Here is a 25,255-nt window from a genome sequence, read left to right on the forward strand (position 1 = left end):
GGGGAACTATGTAACTATACCTTGAAGATTTGTCAGTAAACTAACCCGAAACTTGAGTAGAACTACTTTACAAAGCTTTAGACAAAACACATTCAGAGTATATAAACCGATGAATATGAAAGAGAGAGCTACCGAAGGGGAGCAAAAACAAGGCGATAAGGTAGAAATTGCTGTCCGCCTAGATTCTGAATTACTAGAGCAAATTCAGCATCTCACCAACGACCCTAGCAAAGTCATTGAAGTAGCAATTCGCCAATGGTTACGGGGTGAGATTCCTAGAGATGATGAACTAACCCGCACTCCTTACCGTACACCTGTGCCGCCTAGAGGTGAATGGAATGATTGACAGCCACAAAAAAGCTTTTTATAGACAAGAACACAACTATCAAATTTGTCAATCATCGTGTTCATCACAGCCAAAACACCCAATGTAAGTATGTAAAAGCTTTTAGTAGCTTGAGCAAAACTGTATTGAGTTGCCACTTGTCTACCCAACTCGATTAAATGACTATTACTGCCAACTCCCAATTGCCAAACTTATTTTCTCAAAATCTGGAAGACATAGCTCATCAAACGGATGGCTCGTTACCAACTCTCGGTGCTGAGTTGGTCTATATGCAAGATGGGTCAGGCCGCTACCTGTCATTTTATTGGCAGCACAGCGAAGTTCTGGGATTAAACCCTGAGCAAATAGTGAATGGTAGCCATGATGAGGAAATTTTTACTCCTGTGGATAAGGTAGCTTATCTAGAACGATTGCACCGAATTTTAGAAAGTTTGGTGCCAGAAAAGTTGCAATGTTGGTTTCGCTACCACCAAGAGTTGTGCGAGTTGGAATTAGTAATTTGTCCGATCATGCCGCCACTGGGAACTGCCGCCACTACAGTTGTAGTGATGGGACGGTTATTACAGGCAACAGTTGATCAAAAAGAACTCAATAACACACCAAAAGCGCCTACACCAATCGAGTTGGCTTTACGTTCGCAGCAACATCAAAAACTAGTAAATAAAATTACTAGAAATATTCGCCGAACTTTGGATTTAGACATTATATGGCAGCAAACAGTAGACAATTTGGGTAAAGCCCTAAAGCTAGAACGTTGCATTATCTGTCCCTATCAGCCCTCTAGCTCAAAAGTGCGAGTTATAGCAGAGTATCATCAGCCAGAACGGAGTTCGATGCTTGGCTTAGAAATAGATGTAGCTTCTGAGCCAGCATTTGCTCAAGCGTTAGCCACTTTAGAACCAGTGGTGATGGAGATAGCGAAATATGCACTGTGTCCAGAGCAGAAAGTTTTAGTAGTAGCAACATGTTATCAAGACCAAGCAAATGGCTTGATTGCCCTAAATGTGCGAGATGAATGCTATCCGCTGACAAATGCCGAACTTGAACTAGCCAAAGAAGTAGCCGATCAATTAGGAACGGCGATCGCTCATGCTACTTTATATAAAGAATTAGAAGCCGCCCGCCAAAAAGCTGAAGAAGCCTCACGCCTCAAAAGTGAATTTTTAGCCAACGTCTCCCATGAAATTCGCACTCCCCTCAACGGGATGATTGGCTTTTTGAAGTTAATCCTAGAGGGTATGGCAGATGACCCAGAAGAACAACATCAGTTTCTCTTAGAAGCACATCAATCATCAATCCACCTGCTCAACATCATCAACGATATTTTGGACATTGCCAAAATTGAAGCAGGCAAAATGGAATTAGATTGCGCTCCCGTCCAGTTAGATGAGCTATTTTGTGGTGTAGAAAGTTTTATGCGTCCCCAAGCAGAGATGAAAAACCTCAGTTTTCGGATGCAAATTCCCACCACCTGCGATGAAATCGTTGTCCAAGGAAATTATCAACGGCTGCTCCAAGTGATGCTGAACTTGGTAAATAATGCAATTAAATTTACCCATGAAGGCGGTATTACCATCACCGCCGATATAGTCCAGAAAAAGGTGAAATTTCAAGAACAGCAATTTCCTGGTCTAGTGAGAGTCAGGGTAGCGGATACCGGAATTGGTGTTTCATTAGACAAACAAGATAAATTATTTCAATTATTTTCTCAAGTAGATGGTTCCCGCACTCGTCAGTATGGCGGTACAGGATTGGGACTGGCAATCTCCCAAAAGCTGATTGAAGCAATGGGTGGTGAAGTGCATTTCTACAGTCTGGGTGAAGGACTTGGCTCAACCGTTACCTTTACAGTGCCTTTGTATCAACGACCAGTAATTGTTTCATCAACAGACAATAATTTAGATTGCGCTTGTTAATTAGGCATTAAGCAGAAAGCTGGGATGTTGAGATTGGATGTTAGGGTATAAAACCAACGCAATCACCATCCTTTATTCCACCCCTACGCCCTTTTTTGATGACTGTATATGAAAACACTATATCTATGGGTGGGGAGTAAGGTAAAGTTATGATGGATTTCATCTCTGTTCATGAGTAAGTTCACGAATCCCATAAGACGGCTTGATGCTACTTTTTGTTGAATCGCTAGTGATTGTTTTGTCTACAATCAGAAAGGTAAAAGCATGGCAGGCAATCTAGCGACAATTAGATCTAGGATTGATTTAACAAAGCCAAAAAACAAATTTATGGGTGTTGATTCATTAGTAGTGCCAAAAATCTACGAAAAACTCACACCTATGACTATCACTAAATTCACAGGTCTAAAACAATGGAACTGACACTTGACAACGTAGAAACCGTTTTAGATGAAATGCGCCCTTATTTGATATCTGATGGCGGTAATGTAGAAGTTGTGGAACTTGATGGCCCTGTGGTCAGATTACGGTTACAAGGTGCTTGTGGTTCTTGTCCTAGCTCTACAATGACTCTAAGAATGGGTATTGAACGCCGCCTGCGAGAAATGATTCCTGAAATCGCTGAAGTTGAGCAAGTTATCTAGTAGTTCACCAACCCAACATTGCCGTGTAGACCTAGCAGGGGTGCAGGGCGCAAGGGAGAGAATCTTTCCTCCCTGCCCCGAAGCCTGCCACCACACAAAGTTCTCTTGGCAGACTACTAGGGACTAGTAAAAAAAGGCTGAAGTGTGAAGTATGAAATTTCATACTTCATACTTCATACTTCATACTTTCATCATCACTACCTAATATATGCCCCATCCACTTTATATTGCCTTTATTTGGCATCAACATCAGCCGCTGTACAAATCTCCTGACAGCGGCGTTTCACTTTCATCTACTCAGCAATACAAGCTCCCTTGGGTACGCTTGCATGGCACCAAAGATTATTTAGATTTAATATTAATTCTCGAACAGTATCCTCAGTTACACCAAACGGTGAATCTGGTACCTTCTCTGATATTGCAATTAGAAGATTACATTGCTGGTACAGCTTTTGACCCTTATTTAACAGCTAGTTTAACTCCTGCGGAACAACTCACCCAGTATCAGCAAGAATTTATTGTCCAACATTTTTTTGATGCCAATCACCACACGCTGATTGATCCGCATCCGCGCTATGCCGAATTGTATCAACAAAGACAAGAAAAAGGGCCAGCTTGGTGTTTGGCAAATTGGGGACTGGCAGATTATGGTGATTTGCTGGCTTGGCACAACTTAGCCTGGATAGATCCGCTGTTTTGGGATGATCCAGAAATTGCTGGATGGTTAAAACAGGGGCGGAACTTTAGTTTAAGCGATCGCCAGCAAATTTATGCCAAACAACGCCAAATCTTAAGCCGCATTATTCCTCAACACCGGAAAATGCAACAGACGGGGCAATTAGAGGTAACTACCACGCCCTATACTCACCCCATTATGCCCTTGCTGGCTGATACCAATGCTGGTCGGGTGGCAGTGCCAAATATGACATTGCCAGAGCATCGTTTTCAATGGGCAGAAGATATTCCCCGCCACTTACGCAAAGCTTGGGATTTATATACAGACCGTTTTGGTCAAGAACCTCGTGGTTTATGGCCTTCAGAACAATCCGTTAGTCCTGAAGTTTTACCGTATATTATTAAACAAGGCTTTAAGTGGATTTGTTCAGATGAAGCAGTTTTAGGATGGACACTCAAACACTTCTTCCATCGGGATGGCGCAGGTAACGTCCAGCAACCAGAAATACTGTATAGACCTTATCGGTTAAAAACCCCAGCAGGTGATTTGTCCATTGTCTTCCGTGACCATAGATTGTCAGATTTAATTGGCTTTACTTATGGGTCAATGCAGCCAAAACAAGCCGCCGCTAACTTAGTGGGACATTTGCAAGCGATCGCCAAAAAGCAACGCGAAAACCCCAGCGAACAACCTTGGTTAGTTACCATTGCCTTGGATGGCGAGAATTGTTGGGAATTTTATCCCCAAGACGGCAAACTCTTCCTCGAAGCTTTATATCAAAACCTCAGCAACGACCCACAGTTGCAACTTGTGACAGTCTCGGAATTTATCGAACAATTTCCGCCCACAGCTACTATCCCCCAAGAACAATTACACAGCGGTTCTTGGGTAGATGGTAGCTTCACCACCTGGATTGGCGACCCGGCGAAAAATAAAGCTTGGGACTACTTGACCCATGCCAGAGCCGTGCTGGCCAGCCATCCAGAAGCCACAGAAGAAAGCAACCCAGCCGCATGGGAGGCTTTATATGCTGCCGAGGGTTCAGACTGGTTTTGGTGGTTTGGTGAAGGACATTCTTCCAATCAAGATGCCATCTTTGATCAATTATTTCGGGAACATTTATGTGGCATTTACAAAGCCTTAAATGAACCAATACCAGCCTATCTTTCACAGCCTGTAGAGGTGCATGAAGTTAAAGCCAACCATATTCCCGAAAGCTTTATTCACCCCGTAATTGATGGCAGAGGTGATGAACAAGATTGGGACAAAGCTGGACGAATAGAAATTGGTGGTGCTAGAGGTACAATGCACAACAGCAGCATTGTCCAACGACTTTGGTATGGGGTAGATCACCTGAATTTTTATTTAAGGTTGGACTTCAAAAGTGGCGTGGCACCAGGAAATGAGTTACCACCAGAGCTAAATCTGCTGTGGTTCTATCCTGAGAAAACAATGCACAATAGCCCAATTCCCTTAGCAGATTTGCCACAGCAAGCACCAGTGAATTATTTGTATCACCACCATCTAGAAATTAACTTGCTGACACAATCGGTACAGTTCCGAGAAGCCGCAGAGAATCATCAATGGCAACCCCGCTGTAGTCGCGCCCAAGTAGCTTTAGATACCTGTTTAGAGTTATCAGTGCCTTGGGCAGATTTGCAAGTGCCACCAGATTATCCCTTGCGCTTGATTTTAGTACAGTCTGATAATGGGCGTTTCTGCGATTATTTGCCAGAAAATGCGTTGATTCCGATTGAAGTTCCATAATCAACTATGACTAATTAGGCTGAAGTGTGAAACGAATTGCTTCAGCCTTTATCTGCTTATATTCGTGGTTGGCTAATTACAATAGAAAGATTGAAAGCCTCTTAATATATAGCTTTGTAACACGATGTGCGACTTATTTTTGAAACCCCACTTCCATTCCTCTTGCCGCAACGGAGAGAAACTTTGATGATTACTCCCCTTCCCTTGTAGGGAAGGGGTTGGAGGTTAGGTTTGACATAAAGTTGTACACGGCGTTTTGTACTGAAAATTTGTACCTCATTCATCTGCAATCTGCTGTAATATTGCAGTCATCTCAGTAATCCGGATAAATTTGTATAAAAATTATAAAATTTTAATTTTGAATTACGGTTGAATTTTACAATAGAGCAAAAATTTGCAAATAAGCAGTAATGATACTGGCAAAAAAATATTTTTATAGTTAAATTGAAGACAACACAGAGTAGCTGTTTTTGAACCATGAATCGCTTTTCTGGAAACATGACCAATTTTCAAAACGAGTACAGTTCACAAAAGAATCAACTGGCTCAATTGTGTGGTTCCACGCAGCTATTTCGCGATCGCTACATCATCCTGCGAATTTTAGGTAGAGGTGGTTTTGGCATTACTTTTTTAGCTAGAAATGCCCAATTACCAGGCAACCCTCTGTGTGTGATTAAACAACTTTGCCCGAAGACAACTAGTACTAAAAGTTGGCAAAAAGCCTGTCAGCGCTTTGAGCAAGAAGCCAAAACTTTAGCGCAACTTGGTAGCCATTCGCAAATTCCCATGCTTTTAGACTACTTTGAAACAAATGGCGAGTTTTATTTAGTGCAAGAATATGTGCGCGGCTACACTTTAGCACGGGAAGTTAAGCGGAACGGCACTCAAACTGAAACAGAAGTAAAACAGTTTTTACGAGAAATTTTGCCAATATTACAATACATACATCAAAATCGCGTTATTCATCGAGATATTAAACCGCAAAACTTGTTGCGCTGTGAAGATGATCAGCGGTTGGTAATGATAGATTTCGGTGCAGTTAAAGAAAAGTTAGTTGATATTGCGGAAGACTCTGGTTATAAAACTGCAAGTACTAATTTTGTCGGAACAATGGGGTTTGCACCTCCAGAACAGTTTGCACTGCGGCCAGTTTACGCCAGTGATATCTATGCAGTGGGAGTCACTTGTCTTTATTTGTTGACTGGTAAAGGGCCTTTAGACTTTGAACAGGATATCTCCACAGGTGAGATATCATGGCAAAAAGAAGTGAATATTAGCGATCGCTTTGCCAAAATTTTAGGCAAGATGGTAAAATTTTCTTTAGACGATCGCTTCAAAACAGTTGATGAGGTAATTAAAGCTTTAAATATAGACAATAATTTACCCAATTTAAGCAATTGTTTAACAACTCAGCCTCTGCGAGAATTTCCGTCTCAACCACAACAAACACCTCCACAAGCATATATATCACCGACTAACAGAACGGCGATCGCAATTCGAGAATGGAAAGCTAAACTCAACCACAAACAGTTGCATCGTCAGTTTAATTCTTACTTAACTTCGGTTTAGAGAGCCATTTTTATCAACATTTCAGTAAATAGCTTAAAGTTAATGAGCCATAAAAGATTGACTCAACCAATATCCAATTGTCCCAAATATAATTATGATTAATACAGGAACAAACCATATTTCTAAATGGGGGTTTTCTGTAGTTGCTAGATGGAAGATTTGCCATTCAATATAAGCAAATATCCAAACCATTTCACTTTTTAACCAATTCAGCATTGAGCAAGCAATTTGATACTGGCGCAAAGCATTTAATTCAGTAATGATCACTGCATAATTAAATGTATGAGGATAACGACTGATAAATGTTAAAAATCCATAAATTGCTAAAGCTATAATTGGTAACAGCGAGAGAATTTTTTTACTTCCCCAACCATTGACTTTGCCATCAATCTCAAAATGGATGGGTATAGTCTCTGGTAATGTCAACCAAGCGTAGATAGCAATACTAAATAATCCCACTAGTCCTGCTAGTGCAATCCAATTTAGTATTTGTGCTGAAGATGATTGAGGAATTACTAGAACAGGTCTATAACGACTCATATTAGTAACTTTTTTAGAGTAATTCGTTTCTAATCTATTTTGACAAAAAAGTAAATGTCTTGAGAAGACATAGAAGATATGTTGGGATTGAAGAAGAATTCAGGAGTCATACCGTTTCACTTTAAGTTTGATACAAATAGACCGCAGGGGACAGGGGGAAAGAATGAAAAACCCATAAATTTGTATCATTTTTTTCGTGAAATGGTATCAGAATCAATTAGTCGGGGATTCAGACGCTCTCTACGGGATGCTATCCGCCACTCGCAGAGAATTTCCCAGCTGAATTCTGCACCCTAAAATCTTACTTCCCATCTCTGCAAAGCAAGAGTCAAGAGTTAAGCTAGATTAAGTTTAGTTAAATTTGAGTCATGTCTGACTTCAAAGAAAATATCGCCACGTTCGCCAGACAGTTTGTTCCCTCTTATCGATTCATTCGCACCCATGAATCAACCCTTGATAACAGTCATAAACTGCAAACAGAACTAAATCATCACTCAATTAAAGTTTTAAATTGGAATATAGCTAAAAATAACTTTGAGAAAACTTGGTTTAAAGACTTTTACCGAATTTTAAGACAGTACCAGCCAGATTTAATCTTTTTCCAAGAAGTGCGGATGGGTGTAGGTGTAGAACAAATTATTGGTTTAACAAATTTTAGTTGGGCTTACGCGCCTAATTTTATTGATGCTCATCATCAAACTTATTCTGGTATTTTAACAGCAGCTAATGTTAGTCCTCTTAGCAAAAAAGCTATAGTAACTAAACATTATGAGCCTTTAGTCAATACGCCCAAGGTTTCATTAATTACGGAATATTCTTTATCTAATCACCGAAAAACACTTTTAACTATTAATAGCCATCTAATTAATTTTGTAGATATAAACAAATTTAAAACTCAATTACAAGAAATAGAATTAGCATTATCTACACATCACGGGGCGATTATCTTTGCTGGGGACTTTAATACTTGGAATCGCCAAAGAGCAATACTTTTAGATAAAGCTATCACTAAGTTAGGCTTGAAATCAGTAGAATTTGCCACCCAGGAAAGCAAGAAGATTAAAAGGTTCCTTTTGTCACCCCCCTTAGATTATATTTTTTACCGAGGCTTAACTGAAAAACCAGCTAGTGCTAAAGTTTTAGACGAAATTAATTCATCCGATCACAAGCCATTGCTGGCAGAATTTAGTTATGTCGATATGTGAAAAATAACGATGCTTGTAGATATTAGCATCCTCACTTTTTTTAGTGCAGCTACCGTTGTAGTTCATGCCTTGGGAATTGCCCATGCAGCCCATGCAGTCATGACAGTGCGTTCTTCCCGTGGGGCGATCGCTTGGAGTATTTCTTTGATCACCTTTCCCTGGCTGGCTCTCCCCTTATACTGGATTTTAGGCAGAACTAAATTTCATGGATACGCCGAAGCCTTGCGCTCAGTCTTTGCTCAACACCAGAAATTAGTTCATCAAGCTTATAGTGAAATAACTAAATTTCAGGTTGCAGTCCCAGAGAAATTAAAATCACTAGAACCATTAGCAGAAACATTTACAGGCATTTGCTTTACATCAGGTAATGCTGCGGAATTACTCATTGATGGACAGCAAACATATCAAGCAATGTTGAGTGCGATCGCCTCTGCAAAAAGTTATATCTTGTTGCAATCTTACATCGTTGATGATGACGCAGCAGGTAATGAATTTCAAGCAGCTTTAATTACTAAAGCCAAACAAGGTATACGCATCTATTTTCTTTATGACGAAATTGGTTCTAACAAATTACCTCACACTTATCTCAACTCTCTGCGCCAAAATTTAATTCAAGTGAGCGCATTTCACACTACTAAAGGTAGAGGTAATCGTTTTCAACTTAATTTCCGCAACCATCGCAAAATTTTAGTTGTGGATGGTGAAATTGCATTTACTGGTGGTTTAAATATTGGTAATGACTATTTGGGTAAAAATCGCCGTCTGAGTCCTTGGCGCGACACTCATATCAAACTGCAAGGGCCGACTGTTCAAAGTCTGCAAAGTTCTTTTTTGCAAGATTGGTATTGGGCAAATCGCCAAGTTATCGATGTTAACTGGCAAGTGCAACCCAACAGGGAAGCTAACCAAACAGCAATTATCTTACCCACAGGCCCCGCAGATAAACACAAAGCTTGTCAACTCTTTTTCGTTAATGCAATTAATCAAGCGCAAACTCGTCTTTGGATTGCTACTCCCTATTTTGTCCCAGATGATTCAACTTTGACAGCCTTAAAACTAGCAGCAATGCGCGGTGTTGATGTGCGAATTATCTTACCAAACCGACCTGATCACTTATTTGTTTATCTGTGTTCTTTCTCCTACTACAACGAAATGAAAGCTCTAGATATCAAATTTTATCGCTACAAACATGGATTCATGCACCAAAAAATTATCCTGATTGATAATGATTTAGCAGGAGTAGGCACAGTCAACCTCGATAATCGCTCATTTTTTCTCAACTTTGAAGTCATGGCATTTATGATCAATGCTCAATTTGCTCATAGCCTTGAGAAAATGTTAAAAACCGATTTAGCTGCCTCAATTACAGTAAATTTCTCTGAATATGATAAAAAACCTCTGTGGTTCAAGTTAGCTGTGAGAATATCTCGATTACTTACGCCTTTGTTGTAAACTCTATTCATTGCTCCTTAACTCTCTGCGTGAGACAAAAACAAAAGCAAATAAACTAGTTTCTTAGCTCCAGAATTTGCTAAACTCCAACTTCGGAGATCACAAATAGACTTAAATATTGGGAATTCGGAGGGGTTTCAGGGTGGCTCACGATGAACGTGCAGTAACAAAACAAATTCATCCAAAAGATATTTCCTGGCCATTTTGGCCGATTGTGCCACTCTACCCATATAGCAGGCGGCGGACAATTCGTAAAGAAGTCATCAAAAACACTATCTGGACTTTTGACCAATTACAAGGCATCTTTTACGTTGTTGTGCCGATTCGGATGACTGTTGTCAAGCTAGATGCAGGTGGTTTACTGGTGTATGCGCCTGTTGCACCAACAAAAGAATGTCTTCAACTTGTTCAGGAGTTGGTAGCAGAACATGGCGATATCAAATATATTATCTTGCCAACTATCTCTGGTATCGAACACAAAGTTTTTGTCGGCCCTTTTGCGAGATGCTTTCCTAACGCACAGGTGTTTGTTGCGCCGAATCAATGGAGTTTCCCGTTGAATTTACCATTAAGTTGGTTGGGTTTACCTGCAAAACGCACTCAAGTTTTGCCAGAAGATAGCAGTCAAGCGCCTTTTGCTGATGAGTTGGACTATGCAATCTTAAAGACAATTGATTTAGGCCCTGGTAAGTTTACAGAAGTGGCATTTTTTCATAAGCGATCGCACACTTTATTAGTCACAGATGCGGTGGTATCTGTACCAGAAGAACCACCAGCGATCGTGCAACTCGACCCCTATCCTTTATTATTCCACGCGAAAGAAAAAGGCTCGGATGTTGTGGCTGATAATCAAATAAATCGCCGCAAAGGATGGGAACGCATCACACTGTTTGCTTTATACTTTCAACCCAGTGCTTTAGACGTACCTACATGGGGCGAGGTGTTCCGCGATGCCTTGAAAGCACCAGAACGCTCTAGAAAAACTTATTTTGGCTTATTTCCCTTCAAATGGCAAAATCACTGGCAGAGGTCATTTCACGCTTTACGCGGAGATGGGCGTTTGTTTGTCGCACCAGTTTTACAAACTCTCATTCTTAACCGCGCACCCAAAGAAACACTTGATTGGGCTGATAAAGTCGCAAGTTGGAATTTTCAGTGGGTGATTCCTTGTCATTTTGATGCACCAATTAAAGCTCAACCGCAGCAATTTCGCCAAGCATTTTCTTTTTTAGAAAAACAACCAACGGTCAGTACAGGTTTGTTTAATAGTAGTAGTTATCCCTTACCAGAGGACGATTTTAAAATTCTTCGAGAAATTGATGCAGGTTTAAATAAAACTGGAATTGTCCCGCCTGCGAAGGAGAAAATCTAAAAGGTATTAGGGATTTAGAAGCAAATTTGATTACGTCCGTTTTTCTTGGCTGCTCTGACTTTATCGCTGGCTCGCTGCAAAAAAGACACAAGGTTATTTTCTGCCATTAGTTCGACAACACCAATACTGGTGGTGAGGTGAAACTGCTGGCCATTGTAGGCTGTGATGATTTCTTCACTCAAAGCTAGGCGAATTCGTTCAGCTATTTGACATCCGGTATTGAGATCAGTGTTGGACATGACAATACAAAATTCTTCGCCACCGTAGCGTGTAACCCAATCTCCTGCTCGGATATGAGTTGTAAATATTTTTGCAGCAGTTTTTAAAGCTTGATCACCAGTAGGAAAACCGTAGGTACGATTCACCTCACCGAAATTATCTAAATCAAGGAGCAAGATTGTTAGCCGTTGCTGATATTTATGATATTTTTCGATCTCACGGGCTAGTAATCTATCGAGATAGCGGCGATTAAACACCTCAGTTAAGCCATCGTGTTCTGCTTCTATGCGGTATTTATTGGCTAAACGACTAGCTTTCAGCACCATTTCACTAATCATTCGTTCCGCAGTGACACGAATGCGATGCTCAAAATCAGTTATGAGTTTATCTTGACCGGAAGCGTCTGCGATCGCCTCAAATTCTTCTGAGGTGACAACGCGGTTACGTCCCTTTTGCTTGGCCGCATAGATACATTGATTGATTTCTTGCCATAATTGCTCAACGGAAGAATGTCCTGACATCGTAACTACTCCTAATGAAGCTGTTAGATGCACAGAAGACGTGTCATTCAGCTTGAATTCATGAGTTTCGATCTGCGTTCTGAGAAATTCGGCAAAAGCTTTTCCCTGCACCATACAACCATCCATACAAATAGCAAATTTATCGCCGCCTGTCCGAGCGACGATACTTGCTCCTAGTGAGTACTTTTGGAGAATTTGTCCAATCTCTTGTAGTATCTGATCTCCGACATTATGACCATAGCGATCGTTAATAAATTTAAACCGATCAATATCTAAGTAAATTAAAGATACAGGTTCTACCTCTTCGTTGGATGTTAAAAGCTTGATGGCATAATCATTAAATTTGCGAAAATTAGCAATTCCTGTTAACTTATCCAGACTAAATAAATGCTTTTGTTGGTTATGCCAAATACTGCGCTGTAAACGTAAACCTATTTGCTGATCAATAGCATCAAGTTTACAGGTTTCATCTCCTGCTTCTAACCAGCAAAGAACAGCAGCTTCTTGCTCAATTGTCTCTACTAAGACTACTATTGGCAAACTAATATTAGTATAAATATATTGGGCTTGCTCCAAATTTTCAAAAGCCTTGATGTCGAGTACAATCACGTCAAAATCTTGCTCAAATAAAGTTGAAATATCAACTTGCATCCACTCAAAATCGAGGGGAATATTTATTGGTTGAGGCAAATCTAGTGAACTACACCACGCAACTCGAATTGCATTCACCTGTTTATTCATTAATTTCCAACTTTAGTAACCGACAAAAGTGTATGGGTAACTTAAAGTTTAACAAGTGAATTCAGTAGTCTGTGAGCAACATTCTTTAACTAAGAAATTAAGTTATTCTAGGTGAAGTTACTAACATGGAAATTGCTGAGTATGATGAAATTACTAAAACTTGTGTTTCCATTCCAGCCATTAATATGAATTTGACGAGATTTTAAGCCAGTTATAGCAATCTTAAATGAGTCATGAAAAATATAGATAAGGAAACGAACTAAAACTATTTTGGATTATGGAAGGCTTTATTGATCATCTGTTCAGAACTCAATTTCTCACAATCATTTTTCAAATGGATATAACCTAATACTCTTGCGTTATTAACGGATTAAGATCCTTCTAAATTCATTTATGCCAAAGACAAAAAATTTTCTCTAAAATGTTCAAGTCATAACATTGCTGTAGCACATCCTATGAGACTGACATTGTTGAATAAATCGCTGGGGAATTTCTATACTAGCGCCCCAATGTAAATGTATATATGAAGCATGAAGATTAATAGGTAAATTCCAGCCTTCAAAGCCCATATTTTCATCACAATCGTAGCGGTAAGTTTCAAATAATGGCTGATGAGAATTAGCTCTTAAACTTGAGCGATGAAATTCATGTCCGTAAATATTTGTCCCAGCATTTACTAACAAACTATCTTGTAAAGCTACCGCCCGACGATAACCCAATGTTAACCGTTTATCCATACAAGCCGATGTGGGGATTATTCCTACCATTGGGTAAGTTTTACTCTCAAAATCGATGATTTTTTCACACAAATACATCAATCCGCCACACTCGGCAATTGTGGGCATTCCTTGAATAATAGCTGTTTTGACTGCTTGCAAAACATTTGTATTTTTAGTTAATTGTTCAGCAAATACTTCTGGAAAACCACCACCAAAATACATTCCTTGAATATTTGGCGGTAATTCTGCATCTGCTAAAGGACTCCAAAAAACTAACTCTGCACCTAATTGTTGGAGTAAATCAAGGTTATCTTGATAATAAAAATTAAAAGCGCGATCGCGTGCAACGGCAATCCTAACTTTACTGAGTGCTGAGTGCTGAGTGCTGAGTTTTGAGTTTTGAGTTTTGAGTTTTGAGTTTTGAGAGTCTAACAACGGTAATAAACTTTGCCAATCGAAGCAAGTATCACCTAAATCAGCTAGACGTTCTACCACAGCATCCAGTTCGCTAATTTCGCCTGTGGGGACTAAGCCGAGATGGCGGTCAGGAATTGTAATGTTATCTTGACGACGCAATACACCAAGAATCGGTAATTGTAGAGATTGTAGAGCATCTTTGAGTAAAGAGAGATGGCGATCGCTCCCGACGCGATTTAGGACTAATCCAGCTATTTTAATTTTAGGGTCAAAGGAACAATAACCATGCGCGATCGCCGCCACAGAACCCGATAACCGACTGCAATCAATTACCAACACTACAGGTAAATCGAGTAACCGTGCAATATGCGCCGTACTAGCAAAAGTGAATGGGTGTTGACTATCGTCTGTTCCACTCCCCATCACCCCATCAAACAACCCCATCACCCCTTCCACCAAAGCATATTCACTTGCTTGGCGATGTTTAGCAAAACATTGCTGAACGTAGGCTTCACTAGTCAGCACTGGGTCTAAGTTGCGACAAGCAAGACCAGTCACATACTGATGAAACATTGGGTCAATATAGTCCGGGCCGACCTTGAAAGATTGCACCTGACCACCACGACGACATAAAGATGCTAACAGGGCGAGTGTGACTGTTGTCTTACCCACCCCGCTACGTTCGCCAGCAATTACTAAAGCCATAAGAAGGTTAAGAGGTTGTGACTAGCTTAAATCTTAAAAGATTACGAACTATCTTAATAAAACCTCCGCGCAACTTTGCGCCAACCTCCATGTACCTTTGCGTTAAAAAAAGCCCCCCATTGTGAAAATTGGGAGACTTTTTGGAAAAATTAGCTGAGTCAATCTAACCCTTCACTGAAGGTTTCACAGTTTGGGCAATAACTCCCAAGCTGTCTTCAAACAGAGTTTCACGTCCCCAGCGTTGTACTTGCTGACTCAGCAGTGCTTCCGCCTTTTGTTCTGACAGTGAACTCACTTGTTGGAACAAACCAGCAGATTGAGCGCCACCGTGGGTTTCCATCCGCATACAACCGCCAGTCTCCGAGCAGATGACTGTGCTACAGTCGGCTTTGGTATTAGTTGAACTCAGACGTAAAGCAATCAAGTCACCGGAGATATCGCCTGCATCAGCAACCGGAACTCCGGCTAACTCGGCTTCTATTTGTTTTTGGTCTTGAGTCACAAAGCGAATCCGAATGATATCGTAATCATTGCTTTCCTTTTGATAGGAAATCGGCATCCATTCTAGGCGACTAGCCAACCAACCTAAAAATAGTAGTGCTTGGGCGGGGTTGCCTTTTTCATAGTCAATTGTTACCCGGTCAATTTCCTTTAATGCAGTACGACGATTGGGGGGGTCATAAGCTTCCGCTGTCAATTCTTGCCATGCTGCTAAACGCCGCCAATTCAAGTCAGCCACAGGTACGTTGGTTTCGACTAACTCATATAAGCTGAGTAAATCGCTTTCTGGTTCGTTAAAGTTGCAAGAATCAACTATGACGTTATTGCAAACGGCTGCGAGTCTCTTGAATAATGGGTTGTTGGGGTCGGGAGTAGCTTTCCACCACAGAAACTTCGGCAGACCACCAATTAATAATGCGGGAATCATCCCGCCAATTCTTTCTAAAGCCGAGGCTGTACCAGAAAGGGTGATGTATTCGCAACAAACAAGGGTGCTAGAAGATTGCTTTTGAATGGGGCAGTAAGCAGAAACTTGGGCTTTTACACCTTCATCTTCACCGGCAATTGGACATAGGGCAATGATGCGGCAGGGGTTACGTAAAGCTATTTCATCAGCAATTCTGGGGCTGGTAACACTGACGTTATAGGAACCATTGCCATTTTCTGCAACGACTCCATTACCTTGGCGTTTGGTGTATTCTTCCCGTAATTTTGCCAAAGTTTCTGGTGTAGCCGTGCCAGTTTCTAGCAGTTCATATTTTTGTTGCGCTTGTCGCAGTGCGATGTCTGTCTGTGGCCCTAAAATCCCATCGATGGGGCCGTTATAAAATCCCAGAGATGCCAATAGATATTGGGTTTCTTCAGGTTCGTAAACCACTAAGGTAAAAGTTGTGGCACGAGTAGCAGCAGGTAAGCCGCCATCTTCACCACTGATACCGTAACTTTGCCAAATTTGATTCAATTCCCCTTCGATTTCATTCAGCGAAATGTCCTTGGGGGCTTGGAGTGAAAAAATGGTAGGAGCTTGGGTCATGGCTTTTGAAGTATGAAGTATGAAGTAGGAAGTATGAAGTATGAAGTATGAAGGCTGAGATTTTTTCAGACTTTAGCCTTCAGACTTCATACTTTTACAGTCTGCGCCAGCGACGGCCGTCTTGGTTAATCAACAATTCGGCTTCTGCGGGTTCCCAAGTACCGGCTTCGTACTGGGGAATAATTGTTGGGTCTGTGGGTGCATCCCAAACAGAAAGCGCGGGGGTAACTATTTGCCAAGCTGCTTCCACTTCGTCAGCCCGTGTGAACAATGTTTGGTCGCCCATCATACAATCTAAGAAGAGGCGATCGTAGGCATCAGAAGTACCGGAAATCCCAAAGGAACCGTAGCTAAAGTCCATATCTACGGAACGGGTGCGGAATTCTGCCCCTGGCATTTTCACATCAAAGCGCAAAGAAATTCCTTCGTTGGGTTGAATCCGCATTGCCAGTACGTTGGCATTTCTTTGTTGGGCGGCGGACTGAAACATCCGAGAAGGAACATCGCGGAAATGAATCGAAATTTCGCTGACTTTTTTCGGCATCCGTTTGCCAGTCCGCAGATAGAAAGGTACACCTTGCCAACGCCAGTTATCTACCATGAATTTCATGGCTACATAAGTGGGTGTACCAGACTTGGGATCAACACCTGGTTCTTCGTGATATCCTGGCACTGGTTGTCCTTTCATCCAACCAGCACTGTATTGACCGCGAATGGCAGAACGGGACAAATTGTGGATATCTGCTAGGCGGGTAGCTTGAAGTACTTTAACTTTTTCTGTGCGAATACTGTTAGCATCCATTGAGTTGGGTGCTTCCATTGCCGTCAAGCAGTAAAGTTGCATTAAGTGGTTTTGCAACATATCTCGGAGTGCGCCGGCTTTTTCATAGTAACCAGCCCGGTCTTCTACCCCTACGGTTTCAGCAACGGTAATTTGTACGTGGTCAACGAACTGACGGTTCCACAATGGTTCAAAAATCGCATTGGCAAAGCGGAACACGAGCAAGTTCTGCACGGTTTCTTTACCTAGGTAGTGGTCAATGCGATAGACTTGATTCTCTTTACAATACTTCTGCACAATCACGTTGAGGCTTTGAGCAGAAGCCAAGTCTCGACCAAAGGGTTTTTCAATTACTAGGCGGTGCTTTTCTGGATTGTCTAACATTCCGCCTTCCCCTAGTTGCCTGATGGCTTCGGGGAAGAAGTTGGGAGCGACGGAAAGGTAGAACATACGGTTGCCGCGTGTTCCCCGTTTTTCGTCTAATTCACTGAGTAAGTTTTTCAGTTTTTGATAACTTTCAGGATTGTCTATGTCACCAGGACAGTAAAACAAACCTTGAGAGAAGTCTTGCCATAGTTCTTCGAGTTCGACACCACCGTGGGCTTCTTCCATGCCTTTACGCATTTGTTCACGGAAGTATTCATGAGTCCATTCCCGACGTGCCACACCAACAATCGTGATTTCTGGTGGAACCCGCCGTTCTCGCCGTAGTTTGTATAATGCTGGAACTAGTTTGCGCCAGGTAAGATCACCAGAAGCGCCAAAGATAACTATAATTTGGGGTTCGGGCATCCCTTGCTGTTGCAGACCAACGCGCAAGGGATTTTCTAGCAGACTGACCATAACAATTTTTGGATCTTGGAGTTGAGATTTGGATGGGTAGAAATTAAGAGTAAAAAGGTAAAAGACTATATTTCTTTTTACTTTTGCCTTTTTACTTTTTACTTCTTAGACCCTACACAGGTGACAATAACTTGACTTTGTTTTCTAAAGAGTTCATCAAGGACTTGAAAGGTTGGACAAATTTATCAATACCTTCAACTAACAGTTCATCCATTACGGTATTGATATCAATGTTTATGTCTGGATCTTTCAAGCTTTCGATGAGTTGATAAGCTTCTTTGACTTTGGTTTCCACGCGATCGCCTACATCGCAGTGGTCGGCACAAGCTGCTATTGTCGAGGGTGGTAAGGTGTTAACGGTATCGTGGCCAATTAACTCATCAACATACATCACGTCGCTGTAGTTCGGGTCTTTGGTGCTGGTACTAGCCCAAAGTAACCGCTGTACTTTTGCCCCTTTGGCTGCAAGGGCTTGCCATTGGTCGCTTTCAATAATTTTTTTGTATTCTTGATAAGCTATTTTGGCATTAGCGATCGCTACTTTGCCTTTTACGGCTCTGAGTTTGGCTTCTAGGTTAATATCATCAACGCCACGGTGCAATTTTGCATCGATTTTTGCGTCAATGTTACTATCAATGCGACTGAGGAAAAAGCTGGCGACAGAAGCAATTTTGCTAATGTCTTTTTCCTCTGCTAGGCGTTTTTCTAAGCCTCGAATATAAGCCCAAGCTGTATTAATGTAGCTTTGTACAGAAAATAACAAAGTAACATTGACGTTAATTCCGTCGGCGATTACTTGTTCTACGGCTGGTAAACCTGATTCTGTACCAGGAATTTTAATCATGATATTTTCCCGGCCAATTTCTTGAAAATAACGGCGGGCTTCGTTGATGGTGGCTTGAGTATCATGAGCAATAGTTGGTGGTACTTCGATACTCACATAACCATCAAGTCCATTCGAGGCTTCATATACAGGGCGCAGAATATCTGCCGCATTACGGATATCTGCGAAAACTAAAGATTCGTAAATTTTGTAGGTTGGTAATTTAGCACGAACACCTGCTTCTATGTCCGCATCATAAATCGCATTGTTGGCGATCGCTTTCTCAAAAATGGCTGGGTTCGAGGTGATCCCGGAGATTCCTTGATTTTCTACCAGGTTTTTCAATTCCCCTGATTGAATCATGTCTCGCGTCAAATTATCCATCCAGATACTTTGACCGTATTGTTGAATCTCCTGTAGATGATTAGTCGCCATAGCTTAGTTCCCTCCTTTTAATGATGTCTCCAAGTGAACTTGGCAATCCATCCTGTGATGGTGACTTTTGCATTTTGGCTTTGCCAATCACTTATCGCATCGACCAGCTGAAATAATCTATCTCTACTTCATCCGCACTGTAGTAGTGATATTTTCTCTTCTTCATCCCAAGCAGACACTAGTAAAGCAAGATAAAAATAACTTCACAGTAAGAAACAGTTAAAAGTGAATGCTCAATGGTCAATAGTCAATAATTATTGGTAAATAAAATTTATTTTTGACTTTTGACTTTTGACTTTTGACTTTTAAAACTAGTGACCGTTTTGAATAAAAGACTCAACTTTTGCCACAGACTCTTTACTACCAATAATCAAAGGTGTGCGTTGGTGAAGTTTTTTCGGCACCACATCTAAAATATCTACTAGTCCTGTGGTGGCGCGACCGCCTGCTTGCTCAATCAAAAAAGCTAGAGGAGCCGATTCATATAGTAAGCGTAATTTACCTTCTGGCTTTTGAATTGTACCTGGGTAGAGAAATACACCGCCTTGAACCAGAATTCTATGGATATCACTCACCATTGCTCCACTATAGCGAGCAGAGTAGCCCTCTGTACGATGAACGTACCGAACATATTCTCTAATTGACTCTTCCCACTGCCAGAAATTTCCTTCATTCACACTGTAAACAGAGCCATTATCAGGAATCCGAATATTTTCTTCAGTGAGGATAAACTCTCCCAGGCTGGGATCAAGAGTAAATGAATGCACCCCTCTACCTATACTATAAACCAGCATAGTGCTTGGCCCATATAGTATGTAGCCAGCGGCAATTTGCTTACGTCCATTAGTAAGTAAATCGGTGGCTAAACCATCCGCGTCGTCTCCTTCTTGTTGGCGAATCGCAAAAATGGAACCCAAGCTGAGATTGGTATCGGTGTTAGAAGAACCATCTATTGGGTCATACAACAAGGTATAACGACCTATAGGACAGTTTTCTGGGATGTAATAAGGGTCGTCCATTTCCTCAGAAGCTAGGCGACAAACTAAGCCACTTTGCTTAAATACCGAGATAAAAACATCGTTGGCATAAACATCCATCTTTTTGACGGATTCTCCTTGGACATTTACATCCCCGGTAAATCCGAGAACGCCTTCCATTAACCCTGCACGGCTAAGATGACGGGCAATTAATTTACCTGCAAGGGCGATGCGATTCATCAGCGCACTTAAATCCTGAGCATCAGGAGAAAAGCTTTGAAGTTGCTGAAGAACATGACGGGATAAGGTTGTACAATCACGATCTAAGCTTTTATCTGTATGATCGTCGATTGGCAACTCCAGAGATTCTGGCGCTTTAGCCATTTTTGCATTCTCCCTAGGGACTGGTTGATAGTTAGGTTGGTAAAGTCATGGGTAGCAACTTATAGCTGCTGCTTCTATCTTAGAAAGGTAAGTTGATAACCTTGATGTGGCTTTAGATAAACTAAAGAAATGGATAAGTTTTTGCTGAATTTACCAAGGCAGAAAAGTATCGTTGCCGATGGAAGCGTAGAAGTAAAATGGCTTGTTGTTAGATCTCACCCCAGATCTACCTAAGCCCTAAAAAACCGACTGCTTGTGAGATTGGTCTGTAGCTCACAACAGCCGGGTATAGTTGCCTTCGATTGTTTAATACTTACAGCAATTTGTAACTAAGTGAGCTACAGAATGATCTTTAGCCTGGGGTACTGTTGGTTTTTAACTCCGCTAATTGTGCTGAGTTAACTTTAGCCAAGAAAATTCTTGCTTAAGAGTAAAACAATTTGCTATTATTGTCGTCCGTCTGATTTAAATTTCTTGTTTTTTCGCCCAACCACCTCGCCGATTATCATCTCGTCGGTCATCCTCTCGTGGTTTTGCTTTGTTAACTCTGAGTTGCCGACCCATCCACTCAGCACCATCTAACTCAGTGATAGCGGCATCTTCTTGAGCGTCTTCTTCCATTTCCACAAAAGCAAAACCACGCATCCGCCCTGTTTCACGATCAGTAGGTAAGACAACTCTTTTGACCTCGCCATAGTCTGCAAATACTGCTTTTAAATCTGCTTCAGTAGCGCGGTAGGAGAGATTTCCAACGTAAATAGTCATGTGGGATCACGTAATTGTCAACAAACAGCGATTAGTTCAGCGAAAAAACAGAGATCAACAAACTACAAATCTTGCGTTGCCGCTTCTGATTTATTTTTATTGATGACGAACGTTGTGGCGCAGCAATCATAGTGCTGGCGTGACTTCAACTAAACTGTCCATAAGGCTGAACTTACGCTTACGCTCATATAATAACTGATTGTGACATTTTTCAAAGTATGGGATATTACAATCCCAAATAATACAAAATAAGCCAAACTTATAGATTTTTAAGATAAAAAGTTCATTGTGTTAATATAGCTAGTCTGATTGTTTCGCCAGCTTTTTTAGTAGTTTTTACTTAAAAAAGCAGTTATTTATACATTGGGATTAGTAATCTTAAGATTAATATTAGATTTTTAAACTTTGCTAAAAGACAAAAATTTACCTGCAACTTTGCTGAATCTGCCAGAGTAAGAGTTGCAGGTAAAAAGCGATTAATTTGATGGGAAATCAGCAGCAAATTTATTCAATTGAAATTGTCTGCGGGCCTGTGGCTTTGCCATTGCTCACTTCGGTTGTGGAAGTGGGGTAGCTAGTGGTACCTCTTTGTTGATCTAGCCAACTTTTCACAGGATCATCTTTCAGATTAAGTCGCAGCACTCCAGAGAAAAAACCACCGAGAAATGAGACTGGGTGATGAGTTAACTCTTTAAATATTGGTGACAATTCATCAAGAAACATGAAAAATCTCCTGGCAGTGCCATAAAAAATTATTACTTTTTTATCAATCGTAACGCGGGATTCAAAGTCAAAAGTAAAAAAGCAAAAGTCAAAATAAATCTTTTACCTTTTTACTTACTAGCTCCTAGTTAGGTTGTTGATCTGGAAACATACACTTGTCAGAATCACAACCGCTGGGGCCTGCTTCTGTTAGTTCGCCGGAGTCATAGCGGCTGAGAACAGCACAGAAGTCATCGGTTTTGCGTCGTGTTAGCACTTCTTGAGATAAACGCTCATAAGTTGCTTTGTCTATTGGCTCAAATGGGAGACGGGGGAATGATTGTAAATCGTCAAATCGTGCTAATAGTGCGGCGGAAATGTAACCCTCATCATTTTGGATAGCTTCGTAAATTCGCTGTCCTAACGGTTCAACTTCATCAGCCCGTAGTTCTAGGGTAGCGGATGTGTTGTGTGTTACGTAATGGCGTTGAACTTGCATGACAAAATCAAATTGGGCTAAGACAGAAAACTTAGATACATCAATTTGATCGGCACCAGGTACATCAGCCCAAGGTACCGCGACAGGAATTTCCACCAACCATTCACTTACGCGGGGATCAAAAGGATCGTTTAATAAATTACCGTTTTCATCCTTGTCAGCTTGGGAGGGAATGACATTATAGCCGTAGTCAATACAAGCTAAGGCTACGGGGTCATTTTTGCGGAAAGTGATGCGGCGAATAAATCTTTGGGCTTTGGGTGGATGCCAACCAGAACTAGCGCCAGATAATAGAGCTTTAGTGCCGCTAGGTTGGACTGTAGTACAACGATTAGGACGTTTGAGATGATGGCGATCGCAATAATCCCACACTGCCTTTTGTACTACTTCTCTCCAAAAGCTGAGATATTTTTCTTCTTGGTGTTTAAATGCTAACCCTTGGGGTGTTGCAGGTCTACCTTCTGCCCACCAGCGCAACCAGTCCACACCAAAAGTATGGACAAAGAAATCAAATAAGCCAGTAAAAGAAACCCCAACAATTGGGTCTAATTCCCGACTATATTGATAGCGCGGTTCCAAAAATTGATGATTTAAAAGTGTTGCTACAGATAACGCCCCAGCAGTGAAAGCTTCCTCTTGTTCTTTGTAATTAAATGGGTCAATTTGATTGAGATGAATCTCTGAAAGATTACAGTGGAAGTTGCTACCAATAATTTCTCCACAATTGTGAGCTACAATCCCATTAGCATCAAACCGAGAAACCCCTGGTACAGTACAGTCATAAACAGCTTCAAAACCATCGGATAAAATTTGCTTGATTTTCACAGCAAATCTCTCACGGTTTAGTTTTCGTTTGTATCCATACAATAATTCTTGTAAACGTCTAGATTTTTGAGGCTCTTGAAATCCGACTATTTTCTGGAAAGCATAGATATTATCGTTGGAGATTACAAGCTCATGTTGTGCTTTACAAGAATATAATGCTAGTTCACGATTACTATCAGGAAGATAATGCTCCCTTTCAGGACGACGCTCTTGATAAATTGTTGAGATGATCCCCAATCTTGCCAGCATCCGTTGCACAATCTTCAAAGATTCGAGATTACTTTGTGCCAGTCTGACGCTAACACCTTTTTGTTGATTACCTTGGACACTCCCATCAGCATCAAACAAACCACGCAAGAAACCACGATAAAATTCATAGCTGGCTTGCTCAATTTTTTCTGTTGGCATTTTGTGTTCTAAAGTAACACCATAATTTGCAGCTAATCGAGCCAAACCTGATGAGTTAATCACTCGATGTTTTAGCTGTTCATGGTAGCATCCAGAGTCTGTGCGATTGGAAAAATTGACAGCATTTTTGAGTAATGCAACTGCATATCTTCCCATTTCTTCTTGGCTATCTTGCCAATATCTTAGATAAGCTGTCTTTCCCCATTGTGTTGATGCAATGCTTCCATCACCAATCAAATTACCAAGTAACCAACCCTCATCAAAAGTACCAAAACTATCCCAAGGCTGTATTTCACGATGATTATGAACCAAAATATAGTCACCAGGAGATAAATCTTGAGCTTCTACCCACTCAGAGTATTGTTTTTTCTGAGTTTGAGCAGTTATCTTGAGAAGCTTATGATTGCCAGTTAAACGTAATTCATAGCCTTCTTGAGTCATAACTTTCAATATGGGTTTGACTCCAGTTAACCAAAAACCATCGGGTGTAGTACTAAACAATTCTCCGTTGATGTATACACTCAACTGTTTTCCTATCAAGTCTTTAACTTGTCGCGCCCCTTGTTCAGTGTGAACCCAAGTGTCAGCAGTAACGCAAGGGTTTAAACCAAAACGAGCCAAACGATGTTCTAATTCACTAGTATCTATTTCTGGGTAACTTTGTTGCAGCCAATTTTTAGCTGTTCCTTGTTCGTAAGCTTGTAAAAACTCTTTTTTCAATGCTTGGGTAGAAAGCAAATCAATGTTAGCTCTCGCTACAGCTTCACCAGCCCATTGGATCGCACCTTCGCCACTATAATATTGTTTCTGAACAGCTGCGATCGATTCTTCTAATGTTGGCTTGCGGTGAAACACTCTTGTATGATTCGCCATACGTAGAGAATCACGTTCAGGATCAATCCGCCAGTTACCGTTTTCGTCCTGCTGCCAGAGGTTATCTTTGGCTGTTGCACCTAGTTCATCGTCAGCAGTAAACTGACGCATCCCCGCGCTTCTTCGTATATTGCCAGCAACAATTGTTACAGCTGCTTCATCGATTAATAGGCAACATTCTACAGAATTTAATTGTCTGCCTAGAGCTTTATTTAAGATTCCAGCACAACGTTGATACAATCCTGGTAATTTGACAGGATTGGCAACACCGCCAAAACCGTTAAGGGTTTCTCCTGCTTGACGAACATCGCTAATATCAACAAATACTGCTACATCATCTGTAAATCTTTCATCTGTGGAGAGTTCCAACAGAGTTTGATAAGATGCAACCCAACCTTCGCGGCTATCACCAACATGAATGGTAACGCTGTTGCCTTCTATATCGGTTTGTGTAAATTCACGACGTAAGTTTTTCGGAGTGCTGCCAATTTCGCCTTTGACGGTGACATTGAGACGATTACGGATAGGAGGCAGTTGATTAATATACTGTGGTTCGATGATGGCTCCTGTACCGCAGCCCATCATGGCCAAGTCCATCAT

18 protein-coding genes are annotated in these 25,255 nt (G+C 41.1%); 8 read left to right on the forward strand and 10 right to left on the reverse strand.

Going from position 1 to position 25,255, the window contains the following annotated elements; genetic code table 11:
* Positions 1 to 109: 109 nt before the first annotated feature.
* The 5 genes from NCWK1_RS16615 to NCWK1_RS16635 all read left to right on the forward strand — a co-directional run bounded on the left by NCWK1_RS16615 (position 110) and on the right by NCWK1_RS16635 (position 6,915).
* Positions 110 to 346 (forward strand): hypothetical protein, encoded by a 237-nt coding sequence (locus tag NCWK1_RS16615; RefSeq protein ID WP_096584059.1) that lies wholly within the window; start codon positions 110 to 112, stop codon positions 344 to 346.
* Between the two features lie 158 nt (positions 347 to 504).
* Complete coding sequence (locus tag NCWK1_RS16620) at positions 505 to 2,262, forward strand: ATP-binding protein (RefSeq protein ID WP_096584056.1); 1,758 nt, start codon at positions 505 to 507, stop codon at positions 2,260 to 2,262.
* Positions 2,263 to 2,672: 410 nt separating this feature from the next.
* A complete protein-coding gene (locus NCWK1_RS16625) occupies positions 2,673 to 2,903 on the forward strand; it encodes a NifU family protein (RefSeq protein WP_015113556.1) in 231 nt (76 codons plus the stop codon).
* 208 nt (positions 2,904 to 3,111) lie between these two features.
* Positions 3,112 to 5,346 (forward strand): glycoside hydrolase family 57 protein, encoded by a 2,235-nt coding sequence (locus NCWK1_RS16630; RefSeq protein ID WP_103125477.1) that lies wholly within the window; start codon positions 3,112 to 3,114, stop codon positions 5,344 to 5,346.
* Positions 5,347 to 5,823: 477 nt separating this feature from the next.
* The gene (locus NCWK1_RS16635) at positions 5,824 to 6,915 is read left to right on the forward strand and encodes a serine/threonine-protein kinase (RefSeq protein ID WP_096584050.1); all 1,092 of its coding nucleotides are present in this window, start codon (positions 5,824 to 5,826) and stop codon (positions 6,913 to 6,915) included.
* A 39-nt stretch (positions 6,916 to 6,954) separates the two neighbouring features.
* Here the strand turns inward: NCWK1_RS16635 and NCWK1_RS16640 are convergent, their stop codons facing one another.
* Positions 6,955 to 7,455 (reverse strand): DUF1648 domain-containing protein, encoded by a 501-nt coding sequence (locus NCWK1_RS16640; RefSeq protein ID WP_096584047.1) that lies wholly within the window; start codon positions 7,453 to 7,455, stop codon positions 6,955 to 6,957.
* 368 nt (positions 7,456 to 7,823) lie between these two features.
* Here NCWK1_RS16640 and NCWK1_RS16645 point away from each other — a divergent pair, with 368 nt between their 5' ends.
* From NCWK1_RS16645 to NCWK1_RS16655, 3 genes are all read left to right on the forward strand, one after another.
* Positions 7,824 to 8,660: an endonuclease/exonuclease/phosphatase family protein gene (locus tag NCWK1_RS16645; RefSeq protein ID WP_103125478.1), complete on the forward strand. Its 837-nt coding sequence runs from the start codon at positions 7,824 to 7,826 to the stop codon at positions 8,658 to 8,660.
* A 9-nt stretch (positions 8,661 to 8,669) separates the two neighbouring features.
* Positions 8,670 to 10,112, forward strand: coding sequence for a cardiolipin synthase (gene cls, locus NCWK1_RS16650; protein WP_103125479.1), 1,443 nt, complete (start codon positions 8,670 to 8,672; stop codon positions 10,110 to 10,112).
* 142 nt (positions 10,113 to 10,254) lie between these two features.
* A complete protein-coding gene (locus NCWK1_RS16655) occupies positions 10,255 to 11,484 on the forward strand; it encodes a DUF4336 domain-containing protein (protein WP_103125480.1) in 1,230 nt (409 codons plus the stop codon).
* A 14-nt stretch (positions 11,485 to 11,498) separates the two neighbouring features.
* Here NCWK1_RS16655 and NCWK1_RS16660 read toward each other — a convergent pair whose 3' ends face one another.
* The 9 genes from NCWK1_RS16660 to nrdJ all read right to left on the reverse strand — a co-directional run.
* Entirely contained in the window at positions 11,499 to 12,965 is a 1,467-nt protein-coding gene (locus NCWK1_RS16660) for a diguanylate cyclase (protein ID WP_103125481.1), read from the reverse strand.
* A 425-nt stretch (positions 12,966 to 13,390) separates the two neighbouring features.
* Positions 13,391 to 14,806 (reverse strand): cobyrinic acid a,c-diamide synthase CobB, encoded by a 1,416-nt coding sequence (locus NCWK1_RS16665; RefSeq protein ID WP_096584032.1) that lies wholly within the window; start codon positions 14,804 to 14,806, stop codon positions 13,391 to 13,393.
* 163 nt (positions 14,807 to 14,969) lie between these two features.
* Complete coding sequence (gene opcA, locus NCWK1_RS16670) at positions 14,970 to 16,340, reverse strand: glucose-6-phosphate dehydrogenase assembly protein OpcA (protein WP_096584029.1); 1,371 nt, start codon at positions 16,338 to 16,340, stop codon at positions 14,970 to 14,972.
* Positions 16,341 to 16,434: 94 nt separating this feature from the next.
* Complete coding sequence (gene zwf / locus NCWK1_RS16675) at positions 16,435 to 17,964, reverse strand: glucose-6-phosphate dehydrogenase (protein WP_096584026.1); 1,530 nt, start codon at positions 17,962 to 17,964, stop codon at positions 16,435 to 16,437.
* A 112-nt stretch (positions 17,965 to 18,076) separates the two neighbouring features.
* Positions 18,077 to 19,222, reverse strand: a complete 1,146-nt coding sequence (gene tal / locus NCWK1_RS16680; protein ID WP_103125482.1) for a transaldolase — start codon at positions 19,220 to 19,222, stop codon at positions 18,077 to 18,079.
* Between the two features lie 311 nt (positions 19,223 to 19,533).
* Entirely contained in the window at positions 19,534 to 20,583 is a 1,050-nt protein-coding gene (fbp, locus tag NCWK1_RS16685) for a class 1 fructose-bisphosphatase (protein WP_103125483.1), read from the reverse strand.
* Between the two features lie 465 nt (positions 20,584 to 21,048).
* On the reverse strand, positions 21,049 to 21,348 hold the full coding sequence (locus NCWK1_RS16690; protein ID WP_096584017.1) for an RNA recognition motif domain-containing protein: 300 nt from the start codon (positions 21,346 to 21,348) through the stop codon (positions 21,049 to 21,051).
* Positions 21,349 to 21,852: 504 nt separating this feature from the next.
* Entirely contained in the window at positions 21,853 to 22,071 is a 219-nt protein-coding gene (locus NCWK1_RS16695) for a ssl0294 family protein (protein ID WP_096584014.1), read from the reverse strand.
* A gap of 124 nt (positions 22,072 to 22,195) precedes the next feature.
* Positions 22,196 to 25,255 (reverse strand): ribonucleoside-triphosphate reductase, adenosylcobalamin-dependent (nrdJ, locus tag NCWK1_RS16700; protein ID WP_103125484.1); only part of this gene is annotated, 3,060 nt, incomplete at its 5' end.

This window comes from Nostoc cycadae WK-1, from assembly GCF_002897135.1.
Lineage (GTDB): Bacteria > Cyanobacteriota > Cyanobacteriia > Cyanobacteriales > Nostocaceae > Nostoc_B.

What these genes read in the sequence shown, in the direction of transcription:
- NCWK1_RS16640 (WP_096584047.1), bottom strand. Translation starts at nt 7,455, where the DNA reads ATGAGTCGTTATAGACCTGTTCTAGTAATTCCTCAATCATCTTCAGCA.
- NCWK1_RS16660 (WP_103125481.1), bottom strand. Translation starts at nt 12,965, where the DNA reads ATGAATAAACAGGTGAATGCAATTCGAGTTGCGTGGTGTAGTTCACTA.
- NCWK1_RS16615 (WP_096584059.1), top strand. Translation starts at nt 110, where the DNA reads ATGAATATGAAAGAGAGAGCTACCGAAGGGGAGCAAAAACAAGGCGAT.
- NCWK1_RS16635 (WP_096584050.1), top strand. Translation starts at nt 5,824, where the DNA reads ATGAATCGCTTTTCTGGAAACATGACCAATTTTCAAAACGAGTACAGT.
- NCWK1_RS16690 (WP_096584017.1), bottom strand. Translation starts at nt 21,348, where the DNA reads ATGACTATTTACGTTGGAAATCTCTCCTACCGCGCTACTGAAGCAGAT.
- NCWK1_RS16625 (WP_015113556.1), top strand. Translation starts at nt 2,673, where the DNA reads ATGGAACTGACACTTGACAACGTAGAAACCGTTTTAGATGAAATGCGC.
- NCWK1_RS16645 (WP_103125478.1), top strand. Translation starts at nt 7,824, where the DNA reads ATGTCTGACTTCAAAGAAAATATCGCCACGTTCGCCAGACAGTTTGTT.
- zwf (WP_096584026.1), bottom strand. Translation starts at nt 17,964, where the DNA reads ATGGTCAGTCTGCTAGAAAATCCCTTGCGCGTTGGTCTGCAACAGCAA.
- NCWK1_RS16620 (WP_096584056.1), top strand. Translation starts at nt 505, where the DNA reads ATGACTATTACTGCCAACTCCCAATTGCCAAACTTATTTTCTCAAAAT.
- fbp (WP_103125483.1), bottom strand. Translation starts at nt 20,583, where the DNA reads ATGGCTAAAGCGCCAGAATCTCTGGAGTTGCCAATCGACGATCATACA.
- NCWK1_RS16695 (WP_096584014.1), bottom strand. Translation starts at nt 22,071, where the DNA reads ATGTTTCTTGATGAATTGTCACCAATATTTAAAGAGTTAACTCATCAC.
- cls (WP_103125479.1), top strand. Translation starts at nt 8,670, where the DNA reads ATGCTTGTAGATATTAGCATCCTCACTTTTTTTAGTGCAGCTACCGTT.
- opcA (WP_096584029.1), bottom strand. Translation starts at nt 16,340, where the DNA reads ATGACCCAAGCTCCTACCATTTTTTCACTCCAAGCCCCCAAGGACATT.
- NCWK1_RS16630 (WP_103125477.1), top strand. Translation starts at nt 3,112, where the DNA reads ATGCCCCATCCACTTTATATTGCCTTTATTTGGCATCAACATCAGCCG.
- tal (WP_103125482.1), bottom strand. Translation starts at nt 19,222, where the DNA reads ATGGCGACTAATCATCTACAGGAGATTCAACAATACGGTCAAAGTATC.
- NCWK1_RS16665 (WP_096584032.1), bottom strand. Translation starts at nt 14,806, where the DNA reads ATGGCTTTAGTAATTGCTGGCGAACGTAGCGGGGTGGGTAAGACAACA.